The organism is Actinoplanes missouriensis 431, from assembly GCF_000284295.1.
In the GTDB taxonomy this organism is placed as follows: Bacteria; Actinomycetota; Actinomycetes; order Mycobacteriales; family Micromonosporaceae; genus Actinoplanes; species Actinoplanes missouriensis.
On record NC_017093.1, the window covers coordinates 4,254,082 to 4,275,783 of the forward strand.

Genomic DNA, 21,702 nt, shown 5'->3' on the forward strand with positions numbered 1-21,702 from the left:
AACTCCTCAGACAAGTAGACAAGCTAAGGTGGCTGCATGGAACAGGTCCGCAGGGAGCCGCTGGCCGACCAGGCCGCCCGTCTGCTGCTCGAGCGCATCCGGTCCGGCGAATGGACTCTCGGCGAGAAACTCCCTGGTGAGACCACTCTCGGGCCGCAGCTCGGGGTGGGCCGCTCGACCGTGCGCGAGGCGATCCGCCAGCTCGCCGGCCAGGGCGTGCTCGCCACCCGGCAGGGCGCCGGCGTCTTCCTCACCGCCCTCGACGTGACCGAGGACTGGGACGCGGTGCTGCGCCGGGCCGACATCGTCGCCGTGATCGAGGCGCGAATCGCGATCGAGGTGGAGGCCGCGGCTCTCGCCGCCGAACGCCGTACGCCCGGTGATCTGGCAGCCATCCGCGCGGCGCTGGAGGAAAGGGCGGCCCGCCGGTCCACTGCCGAGGAGCACGTGGACGCGGACATGGCGTTCCACCGGGCGGTCGTCGCGGCGTCCGGGAACGCGCTGCTCGTCGAGCTGTTCGACAGCTTCGTCCCGCGCAGCCGCGCGTCGATGGTGGACATGCTGGGGTTGAAGGGGGAGTTCGGGGGAGCGGACGACCATGACGTGCACGCGCGGGTGCTGGCGGCGGTGGCCGGCGGGGACGTGAAGGCGGCTGCCGATCTGAGCCGGGCCCATCTGCTGTCCATCAAGCGGTGGGTGGTTCAACGCTGACGCGAGAATCACCATTCGTTTGTCCCCGGCACCGACCGGAGACCGTGCTGGTCAGGGAGGCGGTCACCGCCACCTACTGATCGCCGTTGCCGCCGCTGCTGGTCACGCGCGGGCGACGATCCCCGTCAGGTCGAGGCCGGCCCCGAGCGCCCCGTACTCCAGACTCCGATCCGGCCCCAGCCGCGCCGCCACGAAACCGTCCGCGACCGCCGCCGGGGCCTCGCGGATCAGCACCGCCGCCTGCAACCCGAGCGCCAGCGACTCCACCAGCCGCCGCGCCTGCCCGGCCGCCGCCGACGGATCCGCCGGGAGCCGCCCGATCAGCCGGCGGGTGGCCCGGACGTGCTGGTCGTAGGCCGCGTGCACGCCCATCGCGGAGGCCAGCTCCCGGTCCACCGCGTCCACCGAATCCGGCTCGCGTGCCATCGCCCGCAGCACGTCCAGGGCGATCACATTCCCCGAGCCCTCCCAGACCGCCATCACCGGCTGCTCCCGGTAGCGCCGCGCGAGCGGGAAACTCTCCGTGTACCCGTTCCCGCCCAGGCACTCCAGCGCCTCGTAGGCGTGGTTCGGCCCCCGCTTGCACACCCAGTACTTCGCCACGGCGGTGGCGAGACGGCGGAACGCGACGGCCTCCCGGTCGACGCAGTCGTAGGCGGCGGCCAGCCGCAGCGCCGTCCAGGTGGCCGCCTCCGCCTCCAGCTGCAGATCGGCGATCACCGACGTCATGGCCGGCTGGTCGATGAGCAGGTCCCCGAACGCGCGCCGGTGCCGTACGTGCCAGGCGGCCTCGGCCACCGACTGCCGCATCCCGGCCGCGCTGCCCAGCACACAGTCCAGCCGGGTCTGCGCGACCATCTCGATGATCGTGCGCACGCCCCGGCCCTCCTCGCCGAGCAGCCACCCGGTCGTGCCGTCCAGTTCGATCTCGGACGACGCGTTGGACTTGTTGCCGAGCTTGTCCTTGAGCCGCTGGATCCGGAAGACGTTGCGCTCGCCGCCGGGCAGCACCCGCGGCACCAGGAAACAGGAGAGGCCGCCGGGCGCCTGCGCGAGCACCAGGAACGCATCGGACTGCGGCGCCGAGCAGAACCACTTGTGCCCGGTCAGCGACCAGGTCCCGTCCGAGCCGGCGACGGCGCGAGTGGTGTTGGCCCGTACATCGGAACCGCCCTGTTTCTCGGTCATGGCCATGCCGAAGATCGCCGAGGTCTTGACCGCGGGGTCGTGAAGGTGCGGGTCGTAGACCCGTGCATACACCTTCGGGAGCCACTGCTCGGCCAGGTCGGGGGTGAACCGCAGCGACGGTACGACAGCGTGCGTCATGCTCACCGGGCAGGCATGACCGGGCTCCACCTGGGCGAACAGCATGAACGTGGCGGCCCGGGCGACATGCGCGCCGGGTTTCGGGGCCGACCAGCAACTGGTGTGCGCGCCGTGCTCGATCGCCGCGCCCATGATCCGGTGGTAGGCGGGGTGGAACTCGACCGCGTCGACCCGGTTGCCCCAACGGTCGTGGCGGGCGAAGACCGGCGGGTGGATGTTGGCGAGTTCCGCGTCGTGCTGGAACCCGGGCTCGCCGACCAGCGCGCCGACGTCGCTGAGCTGCGGTGACGCCCACTGCGCGTCGTAGCGTTTCACCGCCTCGGTCAGTGCCGGGTTGATCAGGTACTCGTTGAGCCCGGCGCGCGGCGGAGCCTGGTTGACAACCTCATGAGTCATGACTGGCCCCCAAAGCCCGGAAACAGAAACGCTGAATGCCATCGATGACGCTCGGATTGACGACGCTCGGATTGACGCCGTCCATGTTGATGCCGTCCATGTTGATGACGCTCGGGTTGACGACGCCCGGGTTGATGTCGGCCATCTTGATGCCGTCCATGTTGACGACGCCCGGGTTGATGTCGTCAATGTTGATGTCGGCTGGATCGACTGGGTCCGGTGACGGTCGCAGCGACCCGACGAGGGCCTCGGAGATCGCCCCCATCACGGCCGACGCGGCCAGCCCGGGATCCTCGGCGACGAACTCGCCCCGGTCCAGGCCATCCCGCACGATCTGTTCGACGATCTCGGTGTACGCCCGGCGGTAGATCAGCCGCTCCTCCTCGACGGCCGGGCTGACCGGCTCGAACAGCAGCGCCCAGGCCATCCGGCGGCCCCGCAGCGCGCGCCCGCTGAACACCCGGATCAGCGCGCCGAGCCGTTCGGCAGCCGGCTGCCCGTGGTCGGCGGCGGCCTGCCGGACGACGTCGAGCTCGTGCCCGGCCGCGCTGCGGAACACCTCGGCGAGCAGCCGGTCGCGGCCGTCGAAGTACGAGTACACGGATCCGACGCTGGCTCGCCCCTCGGCCGCGATCGCCGCCACGGTGGCCGCCGCGAATCCGCCGGTGGAGACCACGGTGCGCGCGGCGCGCAGCAGGGAGTCCCGCTTGTCGGAAGCGTTCTTCCTGGTCAGGGCGGTCTGCCGGTATGCCATGGAAGGATTGAACCACGATTCAGTTCATGGCGGCAATCACCTGCAGGACGGACCCGCGCAGGTGGCGAGCCGGTGCAGTTGCTCGTGCAGCTCGGTGACCCGCTCCGGGTCCAGGCCGTCCGCCAGGTTGAGCAACTGATCCGGATCGGTACGCCGGTGGTAGTACTCGCGTGACCCGTCGACGTACTCCACCCAGGTGACGTCGGCGGTCCGCAGCGCCGTGTACGACGGCGGGACGTTCTCCGACTCGCTCTGGTAGTCCGGGTCGGCCGGGTCGGTGGCCGGATCGCTGTGCTCGATCAGCGCCCCGGTCCGCCACTGCGACGGCGTCAGCCCGCCGAGCAACTGCCGCACGCTACGCCCGTCGACCTCCGCCGGTGGGCGTACGCCGGCCAGGTCGGCGAACGTGGGCCGGAGGTCGATGTTCTCGACGAGCGCGTCGACGACATGACCGCGGCGCACCCCGGCGCCGACGACGACGAGCGGCACGTTGACATCGACGTCGAAGGCAGTCTGCTTGCCGGGGTTGAGCCGGTATTCGCCCATGTGATAGCCATTGTCCGAGCTGAACACGATGACGGTGTTCTCGGCGATGCCGGCTCTGTCGATCGTGGCGCGCAGGTCGCCGATCATCCGGTCGATCGACTGGATCGACTGGACACGCTTGCGGAAACCGCGATCCATGTGCGCGATCTGCGCGGCGGTGAGAGGTGAGTGCGGCGCGAGCCAGGCGGGTGCGTTCTTCGGGACCTTGCCGTACGCGTCACCGCGCGGCGCGATCAACCCGGGGAATGATTGAGCATCACGTGGGGCGGGCGGATACGGCAGGTGTGGTGTGTACGTTGATATCTCGATGAAGAACGGCTTGACTTGAGTTGACTTGATCAACCCTTGCTCATGTGAACCCGTCCTGATCCAGTCCTGCGCTTTCGCGGACAGTACATCCGTCAAGTAGTCCGACGGCTCACTGCCGTATCGCTTGACCGTGCCGTTCTCGTTCAATGTGTAGTTGACGTTGTCGTAGGCGTTCCCGCCCGCCATCCACTCGTCCCACCCCGGCGGCACATAGCCGCTCTCCGGCAGGTACTCGTTGAGATACTTGCCGAGGAAAGCCGTCCGGTATCCCGCGGACCGCAGATCCGTGGCGAGCGTCGACTTCTCCTCACCACGACTGCGGAACAGCAGGAAACCGCCGTCCGACCCGTGGTTCTTCACGATGCCGGTGTTGTGCGGATACTGCCCGGTGAGGATCGACGCCCGCGACGGGCAGCACAGCGAGTCGGTGACCGTGTAGTTCGTGAACGACGTCCCGTCCTCGTGCAGCTTCAACACGTTCGGCATGTACGGCACGAGGTTCAACGACAGGTCGTCGACCAGCACGAACACGATGTTCGGCCGGTTCGAGACGGGGGTGGGCAGGGGCGGGCCGAGAGCGACGGGTGTGGGCAGGGGCGGGCCGAGAGCGGCGGCCATCAGCGCGAGAACCGTGACGAGGCGGATCATGGTGCCGCCCAGGGTACAAATTCAGCTCACCAGCCGGGCGGCGGCCCACATCTCGACGATCTTGTCAGCCGGCACCGGACGGGAGTACAGGTAACCCTGCCCGTACTCGTACCCCAGTTTCTTGATCATTTCTTGCTGTTCCACCGTCTCGATGCCCTCGGCCACCGACGAGAAGTCCAGGGCGTTCGCCATCTGGCTGACCGCTGTCGCGACCGCCGACTGCCGGCCCACCGTGGTGATCGACTCGACGAACGAACGGTCCAGTTTCAGCGTGGTCACCGGGCAGGTGAGCAGCAGGCCGAGCGACGACGCGGCGGTGCCGAAGTCGTCCAGGGCCAGCTTCACACCGAGCGCCCGCAGCCCGATCATCGCCTCGTTCGACTCCTCGTCGTCGAGGACAGCGGTCTCGGTGACCTCGATCGTCAGGTTCGCCGCGGGCAGGCCGGTCTCGGCGAGCACCGCTGCCACGTCGGCGACGAAGCCGGGGGTACGCAGCTGACGGCCGGCCACGTTGACACCGACCGACATGTGCTCGGCCTCCGGGTGCTCGCGCCGCCACGCCGCGCCCTGCCGGCAGGCCGTGCGCAGCGCCCACAGCCCGATCGCCACGATCTGCCCGGTGCGCTCGGCGACCGGGATGAACTCGATCGGCGACACCAGCCCGCGCACCGGGTGATTCCAGCGGATCAGCGACTCCACACCGGTGATCCGCTCGTCGCAGAGGCGCACGATCGGCTGGTAGAGCAGCGCGAACTCCTCGTTCTCGATGGCCTGCGCCATCTGGCGGATCAGGACCGCCTCGGCGCTGACCCGCGCGCCCATGTCCTCGGTGTAGTGCACCCACATGCCCTTGCCGCGCCGCTTCGCCTCGTACATCGCGATGTCGGCGGTGCTGAGCAGCGCGGACGGCTCGTCACCGGGCCGGGCCGGCGCGATGCCGATGCTGGCCCGGGTGACCACGGTGTGCTGCTGGATCTCCAGCGGCTGGGCGAGCCGGCGCAGGATCTCCTCGGCGATCAGCGCGGCGTCGTCCGGTCCGGCGCCCGGCAGCAGGATCGCGAACTCGTCGCCGCCCTGCCGGGACACCAGGTCGCCGGGGCGCACCGCCGCGCGCAGCCGGTCGGCGACCGCGACCAGCAGGGTGTCGCCGGCCGCGTGGCCCATCGTGTCGTTGATCTCCTTGAAGTCGTCGAGGTCGATGTGCAGCATCGACGACTCCCGGGTCAGCAGGCGGGGGATCTCCTCGCTGAAGTGCGTGCGGTTCGCCAGCAGGGTGAGCGCGTCGACCGAGTTCGCCTCGTCCAGCCGCTCGATCAGCGCGATGTTGTCGTGGAACGCGACGAGCTGGCGTCCCGCCACCAGGCAGGTGATCACGACGACGCCGATGGTGGCGCCGATCAGCTGGGACGACGCCGTGTCGGGCAGCATCAGGAAGAACACCACGAACGTGACGGCGATCATCCCGTACGGAAGAAGACTGTAGGGTCGTCGTTTCGGCTGCTCCTGCACCGCGCCGATGGTGATCAGGACGACTTGGATCCACGGTCCGACGGCGATGCACACCGACGGCAGGAGACGGATCACGAAGACGTACGCGTGCTCGGTGCTCTGAAAATCGCCGGGCAGGAACGTGCTGACACCCTGGATCATCGCGGCGCTGACCATCGGCCAGGCGGCGATCCGCGCCATCGGCGGCTTCTTGATGAGCGCGACCTTGGTCGCGGAGAACGTCGCCACCAGGACGAGCGCGGCGGTGACGCTGGCGTTGACCCGGTCGACGTGCACGCTGGAGATCGGGTTGAACGCGAAGCACCAGGCCACCACGCCGCCGCCGACGAGCACGGTGGTCGCGTCCAGCCAGAAGACGAACTTCTCCCGGCCGTTCCGCAGACCCTGCGGGAAGATCAGGCAGGCCACGACGTTGCTGCTCATGCCGATCGCGAAGAACACGGTCTGCACGTCGCCGCCGGTCATCGACGGCGCACCGGGTGCGAAAAGGGTGTGCAGGAACTGGTACGTGTCACCCACGGTGAACGACGCTCCGGCGAAGGCGATGATCGACCAGAACCGGCGGTACCGCTGGTGGGCGAGGCCGCGCAGCTTCCAGCCACCGAGCGCCAGGGCCGCGTCCAGCGGCACCTGCACACCCCAGTAGATCCGCGTCTGCAGGTCCGGGTTGCCGGAGAAGACGAAGAACAGCGCACTTCCGATCAGGGTGATCCCGATCAGGGTGAGCAGAACCGGGTCCCGCCGGAGACTGTCGAAGGGGCGCACGTGGAGTAGATCGGTCCGGCCTTTGCGATTCCAAGTGTTTGACGTGCCGGGATTCTTAGCCCGGCCTTATCGATCACACAGCGCGCCCATAGCCGTCGCCGGGCGATCGTGAAGTCACCTCTAGACGGAAGGCTTCACTGATGATCACGAAGACGAAGGCCGGTGTGGTTCTCGCGGCGGGCACGCTGGCTGCCCTGGGTGTGGCCGGGACGGCGCTGGCGATGGAGAGCCCGAGCCCGTCCGGTCCCGCCTCTTCGACCGGCGTGCCCTCCGGTGTCCCGTCGTCCGCTGTTCCGTCCGGGGCCGCGTCGTCCGGGGCTGCGTCGTCCGGGGCTGCGTCGTCGGGTGGCTCGTCCACGGGGTCGGAGATCACTGAGGCTCGGGCGCGGGAGATTGCTCTGGCGGCGGTCGCGGGCGGGACCGTCGACGACGACGTGGAGCGGGAGACCGAGAACGGGCGGCAGGTCTGGGACGTCGAGGTCAGGGCGGGGGCGGTCGAGCACGAGCTGGAGATCGACGCCGCGACGGGCGAGATCCTGCGCAACGACGCCGAGAAGGACGACGCCGACGACGCCAATGACGACGCGAATGACGCGAATGACGACGCGGACGACGCGGATGACGACGCGGACGACGCGGATGACGACGACGGCGACGACGACTGACGCCTGATCAGCTGGCAGTAGGAGCGGGAGGGCGGCCGGAGCGGTAGTAGCCGGCCCGCTCCCTCCCGCAGACGCTCCAAGATCGGCAGGGCTCAGCGTGGACGCGGGCACACGGAACGCCTGCGTGCGCCCGCATCCACGCCAGGGCCGCGACGTCGGCACACGCAGAGCTTGCGTGTGCCCTCACCCACGCCAGCGTGGGCTTGCGTGTGCCCTCGCCCACGCGGACCCGGCCTGCGTGTGCCCTCACCCACGCCGACCCGGCCTGCGTGTGCCCTCGAACGGCGGCGGCGGATCACCCCGCAGCACCGGGCAGCCCCAGCCGCACCTCAGCCCCGCCCTCAGCGGCCACCCCCACCTCGAACGACACCGCCACCCGCCGCGCGATGTCCAGCCCCAACCCGGTCGACCCGCCCTCCGAGACCCCGCGCCGGGCCGCCGACTCCGCGAACCCCGGCCCCGCATCCGCCACCGTCAGCACTGCCCCACCGGCCGCCCCACCCTCCGGGCGAGCCTCCAGCGTGACCGCGAACCCCGTCCCCTCCGGCGTGTGCGCGAACACGTTCCCCAGCAGCGCGTCCAGCGCCGCTCCGAGATCGTCCGCAGCCACCCCCACCGGCACCTCCGCCGCCGGGACCGACTGCGTCAGCGCCCGGCCGGTGTCCTCCGCGAGAACGGCCCAGAACGCCACCCGGTCCCGTACCACCGCTGCCGCGTCGCACGACGCCGCCGCGACCGGTGGCCGCCGCGCCTGCTGGATCACCGCGGTGACGGCCCGCGCCAGCTGGTCCGTCGCCGCCGCCACCCGGGCCGCCTCCTCGGGGTCCCGCAGCGACTCCGCTTCCAGCCGCAGCGCGGTCAGCGGCGTGCGCAGCCGGTGCGACAGGTCGGCGAGCTGTTCCCGTTCCGCGGTCAGCAGTTCCTGGATCCGCCCGGCGAGATGGTTCAGCGCCCCGGCCACCTCCCGCAGCTCGCGCGGCCCGGACGGCGCGGCGCGGGCGCTCAGTTCGGCGTTCGCCAGCCGGTGACTGACCGAGGACAGTTCCGTGATCGGGCGGGTGATCGACCGCGCCAGCCGGTCGGCGACCAGCAGCCCGAGCAGCACCAGCGCCAGCCCGAGCCCGGCCAGGGTCAGCCACGCGCGGGTCACGCCGTGGGTGAGGGCCTCGTCGGTGACGAGGGTGCGTACCACGGTGGTCCGGCCGCCGCTGACCACCGGGACCACGAGCTCGCGGCCCTCGTCGGTGGTCACGGTGAGCGCGCGCCCGCGGGCCGCGGCCAGGCGGACCGCGGGGGTGGGCGCGGCAGGCGCGCCGAGAGCGCTTCCGTCGGGGAGGAACACCGTCACCGGTACGGCCTGAGCCGTCACCGCCCGCCGCAACCCGCCGACGTCACCGACGAGCGGGACGATGGTCTGCACCGCGTCCCCGGCACGGCTCAGCGCCCGGTCCTCGGCGAAGTCGCGGACCAGCACGGCGAGCGGTACCAGGAAGGCCAGCAGGACCAGCACGGTGGTCCCGGCGACGAGCAGCGCCAGCCGTTTCCTCACGCGGGCTCGCTCAGCCGCACGCCCACCCCGCGGACGGTGTGCAGGTAGCGCGGCTCCTGCGCGGTCTCCCCGAGTTTGCGGCGCAGCCAGGACAGGTGCACGTCGACGGTCTTGTCGGCCCCACCGTACGGCACCTGCCACACCTCGCTGAGCAGGTCCCGCTTCGTCACCACCTGGCCGGGCCGCTGTGCCAGATGATGCAGTAGGTCGAACTCGCGCGGGCTGAGCTCGATCGGGGCGCCGTCCAGCGTGACCGTCCGCGCGCCGACGTCGATGCTCAGCCCGCCGACCGTCAGGACCGGGCTCGCCAACGGCCCCGCTCCGCGCCGCAGCACGGCCCGGATCCGCGCGTCCAGCTGCGCCGCGGTGAACGGTTTCACCACGTAGTCGTCGGCGCCGGCGTCGAGCAGCCGTACCATCTCGGTCTCCTCGTCCCGTGCGGTCGCGATGATCACCGGGATCCGGCTGACGGCGCGCAGCATGCGCAGCAGCTCCCGGCCGTCCAGGTCGGGCAGCCCGAGATCCAGCACGATCAGATCCGGTCGCTCGGCCAGGGCGGTCTGCAGTCCGTCCATGGCGGCCGGTGAGGCGGCCACCGCATGCCCGCGCTCCCGCAGGGCCCGCAGCAGCGAGCCCCGGATCGCCGGGTCGTCCTCGATCAACAGCAGTCTGGCCACGGGCTGCACGGTATCCGCGTTTCCTGGAGATCCGGCGCTCCTTAACGTCGTCTTATCCGTGTCGGGCGCCGGCCTTAGCGATGCCTGGCGCATAGTTGCCCACGTGGGAGAGCGACGGGGACGGCGGCCACTGGTGATCGCCGGCGGCTGGCTGGTGGCGGTGGCGCTCGCCGTGCTGGTCGGGGTGGTCGGGATCAACCTGGTCGGCAGCGGCCTGACCGGCGAGCGGGCCGCGCCGATGACCGAGGACGAGGTCTCCCGCGAGCTTCGTGCCCTGCCCGCCACATCCGGCGCGGCCGGCGCTCCCTCGGAAACGGCGCCCCCCGAAGCCGCCGGCACCTCGTTCACCACGCCGGGCGGCCTGGTCGTCGCCGACTGCTCCCGGATCCTGTCGATGGCGCCGGCGCAGGGCTGGTCGGTGGCCGAGAAGGACGATGACGAGGGCGAGTTCCGCTCGGCCGGCGACCCGTCCGTGGTGCTGGAGGTCGACCTCGAGTGCGTCGGCGGCCAGCCGCAGGTCAGGGTGACCGCGGGCGACTGACCGGCCCGGGCTCCACCCCGTCGCCTCCCCGGCGGGATGAAGCCTCGAGGGGCGCAGGTGCGCCCCGGGTGGGCGGATCAGGCAGCTGCCGCGGCCGGGTCGTCGGTGGCCGATTCGGCGATCCGGGCTATCTGCTGCAGTGCGTCGTGCGGGTCGGCTTCCGGGTCGGCGGCCAGCTCGGCCACTTCGCGAAGCAGGTCCTGGTAATCGGGACCGTTCTGGTAGTCGGGACCGTTCTGGTAGTCGGGATGGTGGGGGACCCGTTCGGCCACGCGCAGGAGCGCGGTCAGGTCGTTGATGGTGGTGCGTAGCCGGTCGGGGTTGAGACCTCCGATGACCACCGGTTGCAGGTTCGGCTCGTCGGTCGTGCGCAGGATGCCCAGGCGGAACGCGATGGCCACCGCGTGCGCCTGATCTCGTGCGCCCAGTTGCTGGTAGAGGGCCTTCAGGCGGGATTTGACGGTATTCGGCGAGATGAACAGCCGCGCCGCCGCCTCGCGCGCGGTTTCACCGACCGCCAGGGACTCGACGATCTCTTGCAGATGAGGCGCCAACACTGGCCTGATCGCAACGGGCCCAGCGTGGCTTCGATGCGTATGCAGTGACATATCCCGCAATGTAGATCTTCGAATTCACAATCGACGGTTGCCTATCGTGCCAGGTCGGGCTATGTTTGGGAGCGCTCCCAATCCCCAGGAGAGGTGTCATGTCCCGTATCCCCCTCGCCCTCGCTGCTGGCCTGCTGATAGCCACCGGAGCTGTCGCTTTCGCCGGGAACGCGTCCGCCGGAACCATCAGTGGTTCGCTATATCGTGAACCGGACACGTCAGTTTCCCGATGGGTGGCCGCTAATCCCGCGGACTCCCGAATGCCCGTCATTCGCGACCGGATCGCGAGCCAGCCGGCGTCCCATTGGCTGTCGAACTTCAATCAATCCACGATCAGATCCGAAGTTTCCGGATATGTCGGTGCGGCGAATGCGGCCGGGCAGATTCCGGTTCTGACCGTTTACGGCATCACGAACCGCGACTGCGGCGGCGCCAGCTCCGGCGGCGCCCCCGACCTGACGCAGTACCAGACCTGGATCTCCAATCTGGCCGGAGGTCTCGGCAACCGGACCGTCGTGATCATCCTGGAGCCGGACTCGATCGCCCTGCAGACCTGCCTCAGCGGCGCCGACCTGGCCGCCCGCAACCAGGCGCTGCACACCGCGGTCCGCACCCTGAAGTCGGGCAACCCGAGTTCCAAGATCTACCTCGACGCCGGGCACTCCACCTGGAACAGCGCCGCCGAGCAGGCCCGCCGCCTGATCGCGGCCGGCATCGCCGACGCCGACGGCTTCTACACCAACGTCTCCAACTTCAACCCGACGAGCGGCGAGGCGTCCTACGGGCGCTCGATCATCAGCTCACTCTCCGCGCAGGGCGTGTCCGGCAAGCGCCAGGTGATCGACACGAGCCGTAACGGCGGCGCGAGCGGCGACTGGTGCGGCGACGACAACACCGACCGCCGGATCGGCCGTTACCCGACGGTGGCCACCGGCGACGACAACATCGACGGATACCTGTGGGTCAAGCCGCCGGGCGAGGCCGACGGATGCCGTTACGCGGCCGGCTCCTTCCAGCCCGACCTCGCCTACAGCCTGGCGAGCAGCGCCACCAACCCGCCCTCACCGTCCCCGTCGAACCCCTCGTCAAGCCCCTCGTCAAGCCCGTCTTCGAGCCCGTCGGGCAGCCCGTCCGCCAGCCCGTCGGCGAGCCAGCCGACCGGTGCCTGCTCCGCCACGTTCCGCGTCACCGGCTCCTGGCAGGGCGGCTTCCAGGGTGAGGTCACCGTCACCGCGGGCACCGCAGCCCTCTCCGGCTGGTCCGTCTCCTGGCCGCTGAGCGCCGGCCAAACCATCACCCAGGCCTGGAACGGAACACTCTCCGCAACCGGCTCCACCGTCACCGTCCGCAACGTCTCCTGGAACGGCGCCCTGGCACCACGAGCCACCGCCCAATTCGGCTTCCTCGCCAACGGCGCCGCCACCACACCCACGCTCACCTGCGCCGCGGCCTGACCCCCATCCGGTACGGGCGACCCCGCCCTCAACCGCACCAACCCCGTCCCCGAGAGTCCGCGCGACCTCGCTGCCGGGTCCGGGCCGTCCGGCGACCATCGCTACCGGTGGGTGGTCGCCGGACGGCTTCTTCCGTTCATCGGAGAAAGTCGATTAACCTACCCGTGTGGTCAGCGACCGGATCAACGGCTTAGCCGCCATCCTCGCCGCCGTGCGCGCCGGCGCCGGCATCACCCAGCCGCTGCTCGTGGAGCGCGTCGGCCTCGGCCGTTCCGTCGTCGCGCAACGGGTCGCCGAGCTGGAGGCCGCCGGCCTGGTCGAAGGCGCCGGCTTCGGCCCCTCGTCCGGCGGCCGGGCGCCCCGCCGCCTGCGACTGTGCGCCGGCCGGGGCGTGGTCCTCGGCATCGACGTCGGCGCCACCGGCCTGATCGTCGGCGTCGCCGACCTGACCGGCCGGATGCTCGCCAGCCGGCAGCGCGCCATCGACGTCGCCGCCGGCCCGAAAGCCGTGCTCTCCCTGGCCGAAAGCCTCGCCGCCGAACTGCTGGAGCCGCGGCGCATTCCGGTGTGGGCGGTGGGCGTGGGCGTACCCGGGCCTGTCGAATTTCGCACCGGGCTGCCGATCGTGCCGCCGATCATGCCGGGCTGGGACCGGTACCCGATCCGGCGGCGGCTACGGGCCCGGTTCGGGGCGCCGGTCTGGGTCGACAACGACGTGAACCTGATGGCGCTCGGCGAGCTGCACGCCGGAGGAGAACCGGCCGGGCACATGCTCTACGTGCGGGCCGGCCTCGGCATCGGCGCGGCGATCGTGATGGACGGCCGGCTCTACCGGGGCGCGAACGGCTCGGCCGGCGACATCGGCCACGTCGCCATCCCGGAGGGCGGCGCGATCATCTGCCGGTGCGGCAACATCGGCTGCCTCGAGGCGGTCGCCGGGGGAGCGGCGCTGGTTCGCGAGGGACGGTTGCGCAGCCCGCGGCTCGCCGCGATCCCCGGCCTGCGCCCGCATCACGTGGTCGAGGCGGCAGAGAACGGCGACACCGCCGCCCGGGACCTGCTGCACCGCACGTCCGCGCTGCTCGGGGGCACGCTCGCCACGCTCGTCAGCTTCTACAACCCGAACCGGCTGATCCTCGGCGGCAGCCTCGCCCCGGCGCGCGACCACGTGCTCGGCGCGATCCGTGAGGCCATCCACAAGCGGGCGCTCCCGCTGGCCACCCGTGACCTGCGGATCGAGGTCGCGACGCTGCCCGAGGAGGTCTCCGGTGTGACGGGGACGGCGCACCTGGCGCTCGACGAGGTGTTCTCCCCGGCGAACCTGGAGATCTGGCTGCCCGCCGGCTCACCCGATCAGGTCCCGCAGAACGTCTGGTAGCACGCGCCGAAGCTCTCCGGCGCGGGCTCCGCGTACCGCTCCAGGCCGGGCCGCTCGGTGAACGGGTCGCTCACCGCGTCCAGCAGCGTCTCCAGGTCTCCGCCGGCGAGCGCCTCCTCGACCAGGTGATTGCGCGGGATGTAGATCGGGTTCACCCGTTTCGCCGCCTCGGTGTCCGGCTCGTAGGACCGCCAGCGGGCCAGCCAGTCCTGATCGGTCACCGTCGCGCCGAGGTCACGGAACGCCGACGTGTAGTCGAGCCGCCGGTCCCGCAGGTGGGTCAGGAGAGCCTGCGCCAGACCCCGTACCTCATCGTCGGTGGTTGTGGGGGAAAGCCCCAGCTTGGCGCGCATGCCGCCGGTCCAGGCCGCGTCGTAGGCGGGGCCGAACGCGCCGAGCGCCTCGGTCGCGAGCGCGACGGCCTTGTCCTGGTCGTCGTCGAAAAGGGGCAGCAGCGACTCGGCCAGCCGGGCCAGGTTCCAGTGCGCCACGGGCGGCTGGTTCCCGTACGCATAGCGGCCCCCGGTGTCGATCGAGCTGAACACCGTCGCCGGGTCGAACACGTCCAAGAAGGCGCACGGACCGTAGTCGATGGTCTCGCCGGAGATCGTCATGTTGTCGGTGTTCATCACGCCGTGGATGAAACCGACGAGCATCCACCGCGCGACCAGCTCGGCCTGCACGGTCAGGACCGAGGAGAACAGCGCGAGGTACGGCCGGTCGGCCTCCCGCGCCGCCGGATGATGCCTGTCGATCGCGTGGTCGGCCAGCCGTTTCAGCAGGCCCAGGTCGCCGGTCGCCCGCGCGTACTGAAAACTGCCGACCCGCAGGTGACTTGCCGCGACCCGGGCCAGCACCGCGCCCGGCAGGTTCTCCTCCCGGCGCACCTGACGGCCCGTCGTGATCACCGCGAGTGAGCGGGTGGTGGGAATGCCGAGCGGGTGCATGGCGCGGCTGACGACGAACTCCCGCAGCATCGGCCCGACCGCCGCGAACCCGTCACCGCCGCGCGCGAACGGCGTGCGGCCCGAACCTTTCAGATGCAGGTCACGCAGCACGCCGTCGGGCCCGGTGAACTCGCCGATCAGCAGCGCCCGCCCGTCACCGAGCCGGGGCGAATAGCCGCCGAACTGGTGACCCGCATAGGCCTGCGCCACCGTCGTGACCCCCGGCGGCGCCTCGGTCCCGGCGAGCAGCCGCAGACCGGCCGGCCCGCGCAGCCACTCCGGGTCGAAGCCCAGCTCGGCGGCGAGCCGCTCGTCCAGCACGAGCATCGCCGCGCCGGGCGAATCCAGGCCCTGCCACGGCACCGCCATCTCCGGCAGCTCACGGGCGAACCGGCTGTCAAACGAGGGCATCTCCACCCAGCAACCGTACTCGCCGGGATTCGCTGTCGTAGCTGCGCGCCGCCACGCAGGCCCCGCCGAGCCGCGGCCGGCGGGCGAGCAGCGCGAGCGCCCGTTCATGCTGATCAGCGGGCATCTTCAGGGCCAGGCTGACGTGCGGGACCCAGTTCTGCGGCGCATACATCGCCGTGGGCTCGCCGAGCGCCGCCCAGACCCGCGCCTGCACCGCTCGCAACTCCGCCGACTCCACCGCCAGAACCGCAGCACGACCAAGAACAAAAGCGGGTCCGATCCGTACGGGGACAGGCAGCCCCAGCTCCGGCGCCCCGTCCACGGCATCAGTGGTCGCGAGCGTCACGTGCGGCCGGTTGGTCGGATGGGTGTGCGTCGCCAGGCTGCGCAGTCCCGCCGCGTGCAGCTCGTCCCACAGGCCCCGCACCGCGCGGTCCAGCTCCGGGTCGAGCAGCAGCTCCACGGTCTGCACGGGTCAGCCCTCGACCGCGTAGGCTTCCAGCCGCTCGGCGAGCTCCCGGGGACGGCTCAGCGCCGGGGTGTGGCCGCCGGGGATCTCGTCCGGGACGACGCCGAGCCGCTCCCGGGCGACGCGCCGCACGAACGCCGGTGGCAGCAGCCGGTCATCCCGGCAGAGCAGCACCCGGGTCGGGACGTCCGGCCAGGCCCGCAACGGGGACGGTTCGCTCAGGCGTACCTCGGATTGGGCCCGGTCAGCGACGAGCGGCACGACGAAGCCGCCGAGGGACTGCCCGGCGATGACCAGGGCGCCCGTCCGTGCTGTCTTCTCCACGGCGGTGACCACGGTGTTCGCGTACTCCGGGAGGCCCGCCGTGTCGTCGTCGCACGGCAGATCCGGCGCGACGGTGCGATGGCCGCGCGCCCGCAGCTCCGCCTCCACGAGATGCCAGTACCACCCGACGTCACCGGCACCGTGAATCAGTACGAATGTGGCCACACGGCCCACACTATCGCCGACGCGCTCCGCTCGGCCGTGCGGCGCGTAGCCTCGCGGGATGACGACGATCCTGGTGCCGTACCACCACGACGAGCGGCTCGCCGACGACGACATCCCGGTCCGGGCCGACCACATCGTCCACGTGCCGGCCGGCGGGGTGGGGGACCAGTGGCAGCGCAACGCCGTGGTGGGCCGGGCCGCGGCCGCCGCGGTGGCGCCGGTGGTCGCTTCCGGTCAGGTGCCGGTGGTGTTCTCGGGTGACTGCCTGGTCGCGGGGGCCACGGTCGCGGGCGTGCAGCAGGCCGGTGTGGACCCGGCGGTGATCTGGTTCGACGCGCACGGCGACGTGCACACGCTGGAGACGACCGGTTCCGGTTATCTGGGCGGGTTGTCGTTACGGGTCGTCACGGGCGCCCACCGGGAACTCTATGCCGATCTGATCGGGTTGCGGCCGGTGGCGCCGGAGCGCGCCGTGCTGGTCGACGGCCGGGATCTGGACCCGGCGGAGGCGGATTATCTGGCGGTCAGCCCGACGCGTCGCATCCCGGTGTCCGAGGTCGCCCCGGAGACGGTCCCGGCGGGACCGCTGGTCCTGCACGTGGACCTGGACGTGATCGATGCTGGGGAGTTCCCGGGTTTCCGGTTCCCCGCCGATGGTGGTCCCTCCGCGGAGGCCGTTCTGTCGGCGTGCCGGCGCGTCTTTGCTACGGGGCGGGTGGTGGCTTTCGACGTGGCATGCCCGTGGTGGCCGGCGGTCGGGGACCAGGCTAGGTCGCGGGAGCAGCTGGTCGCCGCGATGCGGGCCCTGCTCACGGCGTAGTCGCAGCCCTGCCGACCAGCCGGTCCAGCCGGTCCAGCCGGTCCAGCCGGTCCAGCCGGTCCACAGTGTCGCCTCCACCGCACTGGCCGCCAGCCGGTCCGGCTGGTCCCCAGTGTTGTCGCCGCTGCACTGAGCGCCAGCCGGTCCGGCTGGTTGGGAGTGTCGTCGCCGTGCGGGGTTCCACGATCGGGCCCACGGCCGAGCCGAGCCGTAGTTCAGGCTGGTTGAGCGCGGTTTTGACCTGCTTCGGCTACGGCTGGGGTGGGCGGGCCGTAGTTCAGGCTGGTCAATCGCGGTTTTGACCTGCTTCGGCTACGGCTGGGGTGAGCGGGCCGTAGTTCAGGCAGGTCAAGCGCGGTTTTAGCCGGTGCCAGCTACGGCTGACTCGCTGCGGCGCTTGGCTGACGTGCCGACGCGTGGCGGAGCTCGTCGCTTTCGGTTCGGCTGTGGCTACGGGCGGGGCCGTGAGCGCGGCCCCGCCCGTACCCGATGGTTATGCGCAGTTGATGGGGGTGGGGGGTGTGTTGGTGCTGCCGGAAGTGGCGGTGAAACCCCAGCTCGTCGACGCGCCGGCGGCCAGTGAGCCGTTGTAGGCCGCGTTACGAGCCGTGACCGTCTCCCCGGAGGTGGTCACCGTGGCGTTCCAGGAGTTGGTGAACCGCTGGGCGTTCGGCCAGGTCCAGCTGACGGTCCAGCCGCTGATCGGCGCCGCGCCGGCCTTGACCGTCACGGTGCCCTGGAAACCGCCCGGCCACGAGTTGTTGATCGTGTAGGTGGCGGTGCACGAACCAGCAGGGGTGGACGGCGACGTGGAGGGCGAGGGGGACGACGAGGACGGCGGGGGCGACGACGGCTGCTGGCCGCCGAAGACGGACGCCTCGACCGCGGTCGCCTTGATGCCGTTCGCGCCGTTGAAGATCCGCTGGCCCCACGTGGTCAGCGCCGACGGGTTGAAGTCGGTGACCATGTCGAGGTATTCGACGCCACCCCCGTTGCCGCTCCACGACCAGCCCAGATAGCCGATTCCGCGGGCCTGCGCGGTGGCCAGGATGGTGTCCTCGTCGGGGTTGCCGTCGGAGTGGTCGAAGCCGAACTCGCCGACCACGATCGGCAGGCCGGCGGTCTGGAACCGGCCCAGGTAATCGGTGATCTCGGCGGCCGTGTCGAAGACCCCGTACATGTGGATCGAGAAGACGGTGTTGCGGTTGGGGTCGGCGGCGAAGACCGAGGCGGCGTTGTCGCGCATGATGAACTGCCAATCCTGACCCCAGTTCGGCGCGTCGACCATGATCTGGTGCTGGAATCCGGCGGCGCGCAGGCGGCTGATCGCACTCTTCGTGTCGGCGGTCCATTTCGACGCGGCGCTACCGTTGCCGTAGGGCTCGTTGCCGATGTTCAGGATGACGTAGGACTCCTGGCCCTCCAGCGCCGACTTCACGGAGATCCAGTAATCGACGGCCTGTGCCAGGGTTGCGGCGCCGGACTGCTCGCCGTAACCCGTGGTGTCGTGCACTTCGAGGACGCAGATCAGCCGGTTCGCCTTGCATTGACTGATCACGTTGGTGACGTCGGACGCCTCGTTCTTGGTCCAGCGCTGGCCGCTCGCGAGGACCACGCGGACCGTGTTGGCGCCGAGCGCCTTGATGCCGGACAGTGACGAGTTGAGCTGTGACGGATACCAAGTGTGAGCATGGTTGACGCCGCGCATCACGAACGGTTTGCCGTTCGCGTCGACGATCGTGGTGCCCGACACGCTGAAGCCGGTGGCGGCCTGGGCGGGCTGGGCGGCGACGAGGACGGCCGCCGCACCGCAGAGCAGGGCGGCCAGGCCACCCCACCATTTCGATCTCATGGGGGATTCCTCCTGGGGACGATTCACTACCGGGAGCGCTCCCAAGATGCGCCGTCGCATCCAACTCTGTCAACGTCCTGAACGGACATTCTTAAGTAATTTAAAATTCTCACCCCATCAGCTGTACGGGTGGAGCGCCGCCGCCGTGAGGCCGCTGGAGAGATAGCCCCCGAGCGTGTGGAAGTCCACTTTCCCCAGGTGGGCCGTGTCATGAAGGTCGACCGGGAACCGCCCGCCCAGTTCGGCGGGGAGCGCCACCAGGTCACCCGGGTCCGCGATGTTGACCCAGCGCCCCACCCCGCCCGGCCGCACGCCCCGCCCGTCCACCGGCTCCGGAACCAGGCTGTCGAAGACCGCGCCGGTCAGCCCGAGTGGCGATCCGAGCGTCAGCAGCAGATCGATCTTCCGGTCCGGATGGGCGCAGAGCGCCTCGTACGCGACCACCGACCCGAGCGAGTGCGCCACGACGACGCGCGCTCCGGTCGCGTCGATCGCGTCCATGACGATCTGACGACACCGGTCCCGTACGCCCGGGCGGGTCAGATAGACGTACACCTCGCGCAGCAGCGCCGTCATGATCCGGCCGACCGTCCGCGCGCCCGGGTCCCAGTGCCGGGCCAGCCAGTCCAGGCCCTCCTGCAGCGGATAGGTCACCGGGCCCTGCGCGGCCTCGGCCGGAACGCCCGCCTGCAGCATCCACTCCCACGCCCAGGCCTGCTCGGCGGGGGTCAGCGTCTCCAGATCGTCGGCGCCCTGTGACTGGTCGTCGAGCAGGTGCGCGTAGTAGGCCGTCGCCAGCCGGGGCGCAGGATCGGTCAGCCCGGCGTCGCGGTACCCGGCGGCCAGCTTGTCGCTCCACCGCACCGCGAGGAGCTCGGCCGCCTCGGCGGGGGTGACGCCGGACTGGCGGTTCCAGATGCCGTGCACAGCGACGACGGTCATGACGTTCCTTCGTGGACGGTGATGACGGAACGCTATCCGACGGCGACCATCCGTGACCAGTTGGTCACCCGGCGGCCTGGCGGAGCGCGACCACCACCGTGCCCAGCAGAGCCACCCCCGAGCCGACACCCGCGACCAGCGCGATCGTCGCATCCGAGCCGCCCGATGCCGCGATCATGAACCCGGCCAGCCCGAGCGCCGTCATCACCGCGCCGAGACCGTGGAAGAGCGGCAGCCGCCACGCCCACGCCAGCCCGAAGAAGTGCAGGCCGACCACGGTGGCGACCCAGGCGATCGCTAGTTCGGGCCGCTCCCACACGCTGTTGATCAGGTAGAGGCCACCGAAGAGCGCGACCACCTCGGCCGCGACGATGATCCAGTACCGCCGGTCGGTGAAGCCGTTGATGTCCGCTGCGCCGCCTGCTTTCGTGGGGGTTCGCGCTTGCCGGAACAGCGCCACCAGCAGGACCGCCGCGGCGAGCACCCCGGCCACCCGGATGATCAGCGGCCACGGCGTGGGCAGTCCGCCGCTGTTGACCATGATGAACACGGTCCCGAACGAGATGGCGATCAGGCTGCCGGTCACCATGCCGCTCGGTTTAACCACATTCCCCGTCGATGTCATGCGCCGATCCTAGAGACGCCCGCCCGGCCCGGCGTGCCCCGCCGGAGCGCCCGAAACCACACGCGAGGGTGGGGTCAGTGGCGCAGGTGAGGCTGGAGGACCAGGGCGGCGGCGCCGGTCGCGGAGGCTGTCGCGGCGGCCAGGGAGACCGTGACGGTTACCGCGCGGTGCCAGGTTCGGGCGTCGGCGGGGGCTATCCGGCGCTGGATCGCCGGGCCGTAGACGAACGACGCCGCCGCGAAGCCTGCCCCGGTCAGCACGACGAGATCGAGGTCGAGCAGGTTGACGACGGATTCGGCGGCGGCTGCCACGTAGGTCGCCGATTCCTCCAGCAGGGCGAGGCAGGCCGGCGCCCCCGCGCGGGCAGCACGCGCCACGGCCGCGAAGTCGGCGGCAACCCCGCGTGAGCCGGCGGACTGCGGTGATCCGGCGGACTGGCGTGATCCGGCGGGCTGGCGTGATCCGGGAGGGAACCCGCGCGGCCCGGGGGCGGGGTGCGGCGACGCGGCGGCGGGCGACAGAGGTAGCTCGGCTTCGGCTGCTGCCTGCGGGTTTGCGCTGGCGGCGGCCACCACGGCACGGGGGCCGGCCACCGCCTCGAGGCAGCCGCGGGCGCCGCACCAGCAGGGTGGGCCGTCCACGCGTACGCAGAAATGGCCGAACTCCCCGCCTCGCAGCGCCTGACCGCCCACCACGATGCCGGCGCCGATGCCGCTGCCCATGTGGAGCGCGGCGAAGGACCGTTCCGGGCCGAGCCGGGCCACCCAGTATTCGCCGATCGCGGCGGCCGTCGCCTCGTTCTCGACCAGCACGTTCATGCCGGTGGCCGCGGACAGCTCGCCGCCGAGGGTGACCGGCAACCCGGAGCCGGCGAGGCCGATGCCGGCACACCGTGCGGCATCCACCCCAGACCCGGCGAGCAGCACGACGACCCCGGCAGCCAGCTCATCCGCCGAGACCGCCGAGACCGCCGCGCCGGAAGGAGTCGAGGACAGCGGGCGGGCCAACCGGGAGATGATGCCGCCGGTCTGGCCGGTCAGCACGAACGTCGCCCGTCCCGCATCCAGGTAGACCCCGACCGCGATCCGCGCCGCCGGGTCGAGCCGCAGCAGGGTGCGCGGCTTGCCGGCCGTCGGGGTGCGGCCGGTCTCGACGACCAGGCCTTCGTCGAGCAGGCGGCGCACCGTCATCGATACCGACGCCTCGGTGAGCCCGGTCGCCGCCGCGATCTCCACCCGGCTCAGCGGCTCGGCGGCCCGGATCGCGTCGAGGATCGCCTCCCGCGCCCGCCCTCGAGCAGAACGCACCGGC

General features: G+C 71.0%; 20 protein-coding genes. 6 read left to right on the forward strand and 14 right to left on the reverse strand.

Annotated elements, in window-relative coordinates:
- The first annotated feature begins 36 nt into the window (after window positions 1-36).
- Window positions 37-711 (forward strand): FadR/GntR family transcriptional regulator, encoded by a 675-nt coding sequence (locus AMIS_RS19805; RefSeq protein WP_014444140.1) that lies wholly within the window; start codon window positions 37-39, stop codon window positions 709-711.
- A 102-nt stretch (window positions 712-813) separates the two neighbouring features.
- Here the strand turns inward: AMIS_RS19805 and AMIS_RS19810 are convergent, their stop codons facing one another.
- The 4 genes from AMIS_RS19810 to AMIS_RS19825 are packed head-to-tail and all read right to left on the reverse strand — an operon-like array spanning window position 814 to window position 6,964.
- On the reverse strand, window positions 814-2,433 hold the full coding sequence (locus AMIS_RS19810) for an acyl-CoA dehydrogenase family protein (RefSeq protein ID WP_014444141.1): 1,620 nt from the start codon (window positions 2,431-2,433) through the stop codon (window positions 814-816).
- Window positions 2,423-3,187 (reverse strand): TetR/AcrR family transcriptional regulator, encoded by a 765-nt coding sequence (locus AMIS_RS19815; RefSeq protein ID WP_014444142.1) that lies wholly within the window; start codon window positions 3,185-3,187, stop codon window positions 2,423-2,425. Before AMIS_RS19815 ends, AMIS_RS19810 begins: the two co-directional genes overlap by 11 nt.
- Window positions 3,188-3,223: 36 nt before the next feature.
- Window positions 3,224-4,690: a sulfatase family protein gene (locus AMIS_RS19820; protein WP_014444143.1), complete on the reverse strand. Its 1,467-nt coding sequence runs from the start codon at window positions 4,688-4,690 to the stop codon at window positions 3,224-3,226.
- A gap of 21 nt (window positions 4,691-4,711) precedes the next feature.
- Entirely contained in the window at window positions 4,712-6,964 is a 2,253-nt protein-coding gene (locus AMIS_RS19825; RefSeq protein WP_014444144.1) for a putative bifunctional diguanylate cyclase/phosphodiesterase, read from the reverse strand.
- 140 nt (window positions 6,965-7,104) lie between these two features.
- Here AMIS_RS19825 and AMIS_RS40665 point away from each other — a divergent pair, with 140 nt between their 5' ends.
- Window positions 7,105-7,629: a PepSY domain-containing protein gene (locus AMIS_RS40665; protein WP_014444145.1), complete on the forward strand. Its 525-nt coding sequence runs from the start codon at window positions 7,105-7,107 to the stop codon at window positions 7,627-7,629.
- Window positions 7,630-7,924: 295 nt separating this feature from the next.
- On the opposite strand, the gene AMIS_RS19835 is transcribed toward AMIS_RS40665, so the two are convergent.
- On the reverse strand, window positions 7,925-9,178 hold the full coding sequence (locus tag AMIS_RS19835; RefSeq protein ID WP_014444146.1) for a HAMP domain-containing sensor histidine kinase: 1,254 nt from the start codon (window positions 9,176-9,178) through the stop codon (window positions 7,925-7,927).
- Window positions 9,175-9,855, reverse strand: coding sequence for a response regulator transcription factor (locus AMIS_RS19840; RefSeq protein ID WP_014444147.1), 681 nt, complete (start codon window positions 9,853-9,855; stop codon window positions 9,175-9,177). The genes AMIS_RS19835 and AMIS_RS19840 overlap by 4 nt, the downstream gene beginning before the upstream one ends.
- 103 nt (window positions 9,856-9,958) lie before the next feature.
- Between AMIS_RS19840 and AMIS_RS19845 the strand changes: the two genes are divergently transcribed.
- A complete protein-coding gene (locus AMIS_RS19845) occupies window positions 9,959-10,396 on the forward strand; it encodes a hypothetical protein (protein ID WP_157434941.1) in 438 nt (145 codons plus the stop codon).
- 77 nt (window positions 10,397-10,473) lie between these two features.
- On the opposite strand, the gene AMIS_RS19850 is transcribed toward AMIS_RS19845, so the two are convergent.
- The gene (locus AMIS_RS19850; protein WP_231859356.1) at window positions 10,474-10,953 is read right to left on the reverse strand and encodes a helix-turn-helix domain-containing protein; all 480 of its coding nucleotides are present in this window, start codon (window positions 10,951-10,953) and stop codon (window positions 10,474-10,476) included.
- A 311-nt stretch (window positions 10,954-11,264) separates the two neighbouring features.
- Here AMIS_RS19850 and AMIS_RS19855 point away from each other — a divergent pair, with 311 nt between their 5' ends.
- On the forward strand, window positions 11,265-12,458 hold the full coding sequence (locus AMIS_RS19855; RefSeq protein WP_014444150.1) for a glycoside hydrolase family 6 protein: 1,194 nt from the start codon (window positions 11,265-11,267) through the stop codon (window positions 12,456-12,458).
- Window positions 12,459-12,624: 166 nt separating this feature from the next.
- The gene (locus AMIS_RS19860) at window positions 12,625-13,836 is read left to right on the forward strand and encodes an ROK family transcriptional regulator (protein ID WP_014444151.1); all 1,212 of its coding nucleotides are present in this window, start codon (window positions 12,625-12,627) and stop codon (window positions 13,834-13,836) included.
- Here the strand turns inward: AMIS_RS19860 and AMIS_RS19865 are convergent.
- Genes AMIS_RS19865 through AMIS_RS19875 form a run of 3 tightly spaced genes read right to left on the reverse strand, consistent with a single transcriptional unit; the run spans window position 13,812 to window position 16,152 of the window.
- Complete coding sequence (locus AMIS_RS19865) at window positions 13,812-15,194, reverse strand: protein adenylyltransferase SelO (protein ID WP_014444152.1); 1,383 nt, start codon at window positions 15,192-15,194, stop codon at window positions 13,812-13,814. The genes AMIS_RS19860 and AMIS_RS19865 overlap by 25 nt on opposite strands.
- On the reverse strand, window positions 15,181-15,666 hold the full coding sequence (locus AMIS_RS19870; RefSeq protein ID WP_014444153.1) for a 2'-5' RNA ligase family protein: 486 nt from the start codon (window positions 15,664-15,666) through the stop codon (window positions 15,181-15,183). The genes AMIS_RS19865 and AMIS_RS19870 overlap by 14 nt, the downstream gene beginning before the upstream one ends.
- Before the next feature lie 3 nt (window positions 15,667-15,669).
- Window positions 15,670-16,152: an alpha/beta fold hydrolase gene (locus AMIS_RS19875; RefSeq protein ID WP_014444154.1), complete on the reverse strand. Its 483-nt coding sequence runs from the start codon at window positions 16,150-16,152 to the stop codon at window positions 15,670-15,672.
- A 58-nt stretch (window positions 16,153-16,210) separates the two neighbouring features.
- Between AMIS_RS19875 and AMIS_RS19880 the strand changes: the two genes are divergently transcribed.
- Window positions 16,211-16,972, forward strand: coding sequence for an arginase family protein (locus AMIS_RS19880; RefSeq protein WP_014444155.1), 762 nt, complete (start codon window positions 16,211-16,213; stop codon window positions 16,970-16,972).
- A 493-nt stretch (window positions 16,973-17,465) separates the two neighbouring features.
- On the opposite strand, the gene AMIS_RS19885 is transcribed toward AMIS_RS19880, so the two are convergent.
- From AMIS_RS19885 to AMIS_RS19900, 4 genes are all read right to left on the reverse strand, one after another.
- Window positions 17,466-18,824 (reverse strand): cellulase family glycosylhydrolase, encoded by a 1,359-nt coding sequence (locus AMIS_RS19885; RefSeq protein WP_014444156.1) that lies wholly within the window; start codon window positions 18,822-18,824, stop codon window positions 17,466-17,468.
- 117 nt (window positions 18,825-18,941) lie between these two features.
- Window positions 18,942-19,766 carry a hypothetical protein gene (locus AMIS_RS19890; RefSeq protein WP_014444157.1) on the reverse strand — a complete coding sequence of 275 codons (825 nt, stop codon included), beginning with the start codon at window positions 19,764-19,766 and terminating at the stop codon, window positions 18,942-18,944.
- Window positions 19,767-19,830: 64 nt separating this feature from the next.
- Window positions 19,831-20,391, reverse strand: a complete 561-nt coding sequence (locus AMIS_RS19895; RefSeq protein ID WP_014444158.1) for a hypothetical protein — start codon at window positions 20,389-20,391, stop codon at window positions 19,831-19,833.
- Window positions 20,392-20,465: 74 nt separating this feature from the next.
- A complete protein-coding gene (locus tag AMIS_RS19900) occupies window positions 20,466-21,698 on the reverse strand; it encodes an ROK family transcriptional regulator (RefSeq protein WP_014444159.1) in 1,233 nt (410 codons plus the stop codon).
- Window positions 21,699-21,702: the final 4 nt, after the last annotated feature.

Bases quoted from the DNA above. Each gene is read 5' to 3' on its own strand.
- AMIS_RS19805 (WP_014444140.1), top strand. From the start codon at position 37: ATGGAACAGGTCCGCAGGGAGCCGCTGGCCGACCAGGCCGCCCGTCTG.
- AMIS_RS19810 (WP_014444141.1), bottom strand. From the start codon at position 2,433: ATGACTCATGAGGTTGTCAACCAGGCTCCGCCGCGCGCCGGGCTCAAC.
- AMIS_RS19815 (WP_014444142.1), bottom strand. From the start codon at position 3,187: ATGGCATACCGGCAGACCGCCCTGACCAGGAAGAACGCTTCCGACAAG.
- AMIS_RS19820 (WP_014444143.1), bottom strand. From the start codon at position 4,690: ATGATCCGCCTCGTCACGGTTCTCGCGCTGATGGCCGCCGCTCTCGGC.
- AMIS_RS40665 (WP_014444145.1), top strand. From the start codon at position 7,105: ATGATCACGAAGACGAAGGCCGGTGTGGTTCTCGCGGCGGGCACGCTG.
- AMIS_RS19855 (WP_014444150.1), top strand. From the start codon at position 11,265: ATGCCCGTCATTCGCGACCGGATCGCGAGCCAGCCGGCGTCCCATTGG.
- AMIS_RS19865 (WP_014444152.1), bottom strand. From the start codon at position 15,194: ATGCCCTCGTTTGACAGCCGGTTCGCCCGTGAGCTGCCGGAGATGGCG.
- AMIS_RS19880 (WP_014444155.1), top strand. From the start codon at position 16,211: ATGACGACGATCCTGGTGCCGTACCACCACGACGAGCGGCTCGCCGAC.
- AMIS_RS19885 (WP_014444156.1), bottom strand. From the start codon at position 18,824: ATGAGATCGAAATGGTGGGGTGGCCTGGCCGCCCTGCTCTGCGGTGCG.
- AMIS_RS19890 (WP_014444157.1), bottom strand. From the start codon at position 19,766: ATGACCGTCGTCGCTGTGCACGGCATCTGGAACCGCCAGTCCGGCGTC.
- AMIS_RS19895 (WP_014444158.1), bottom strand. From the start codon at position 20,391: ATGACATCGACGGGGAATGTGGTTAAACCGAGCGGCATGGTGACCGGC.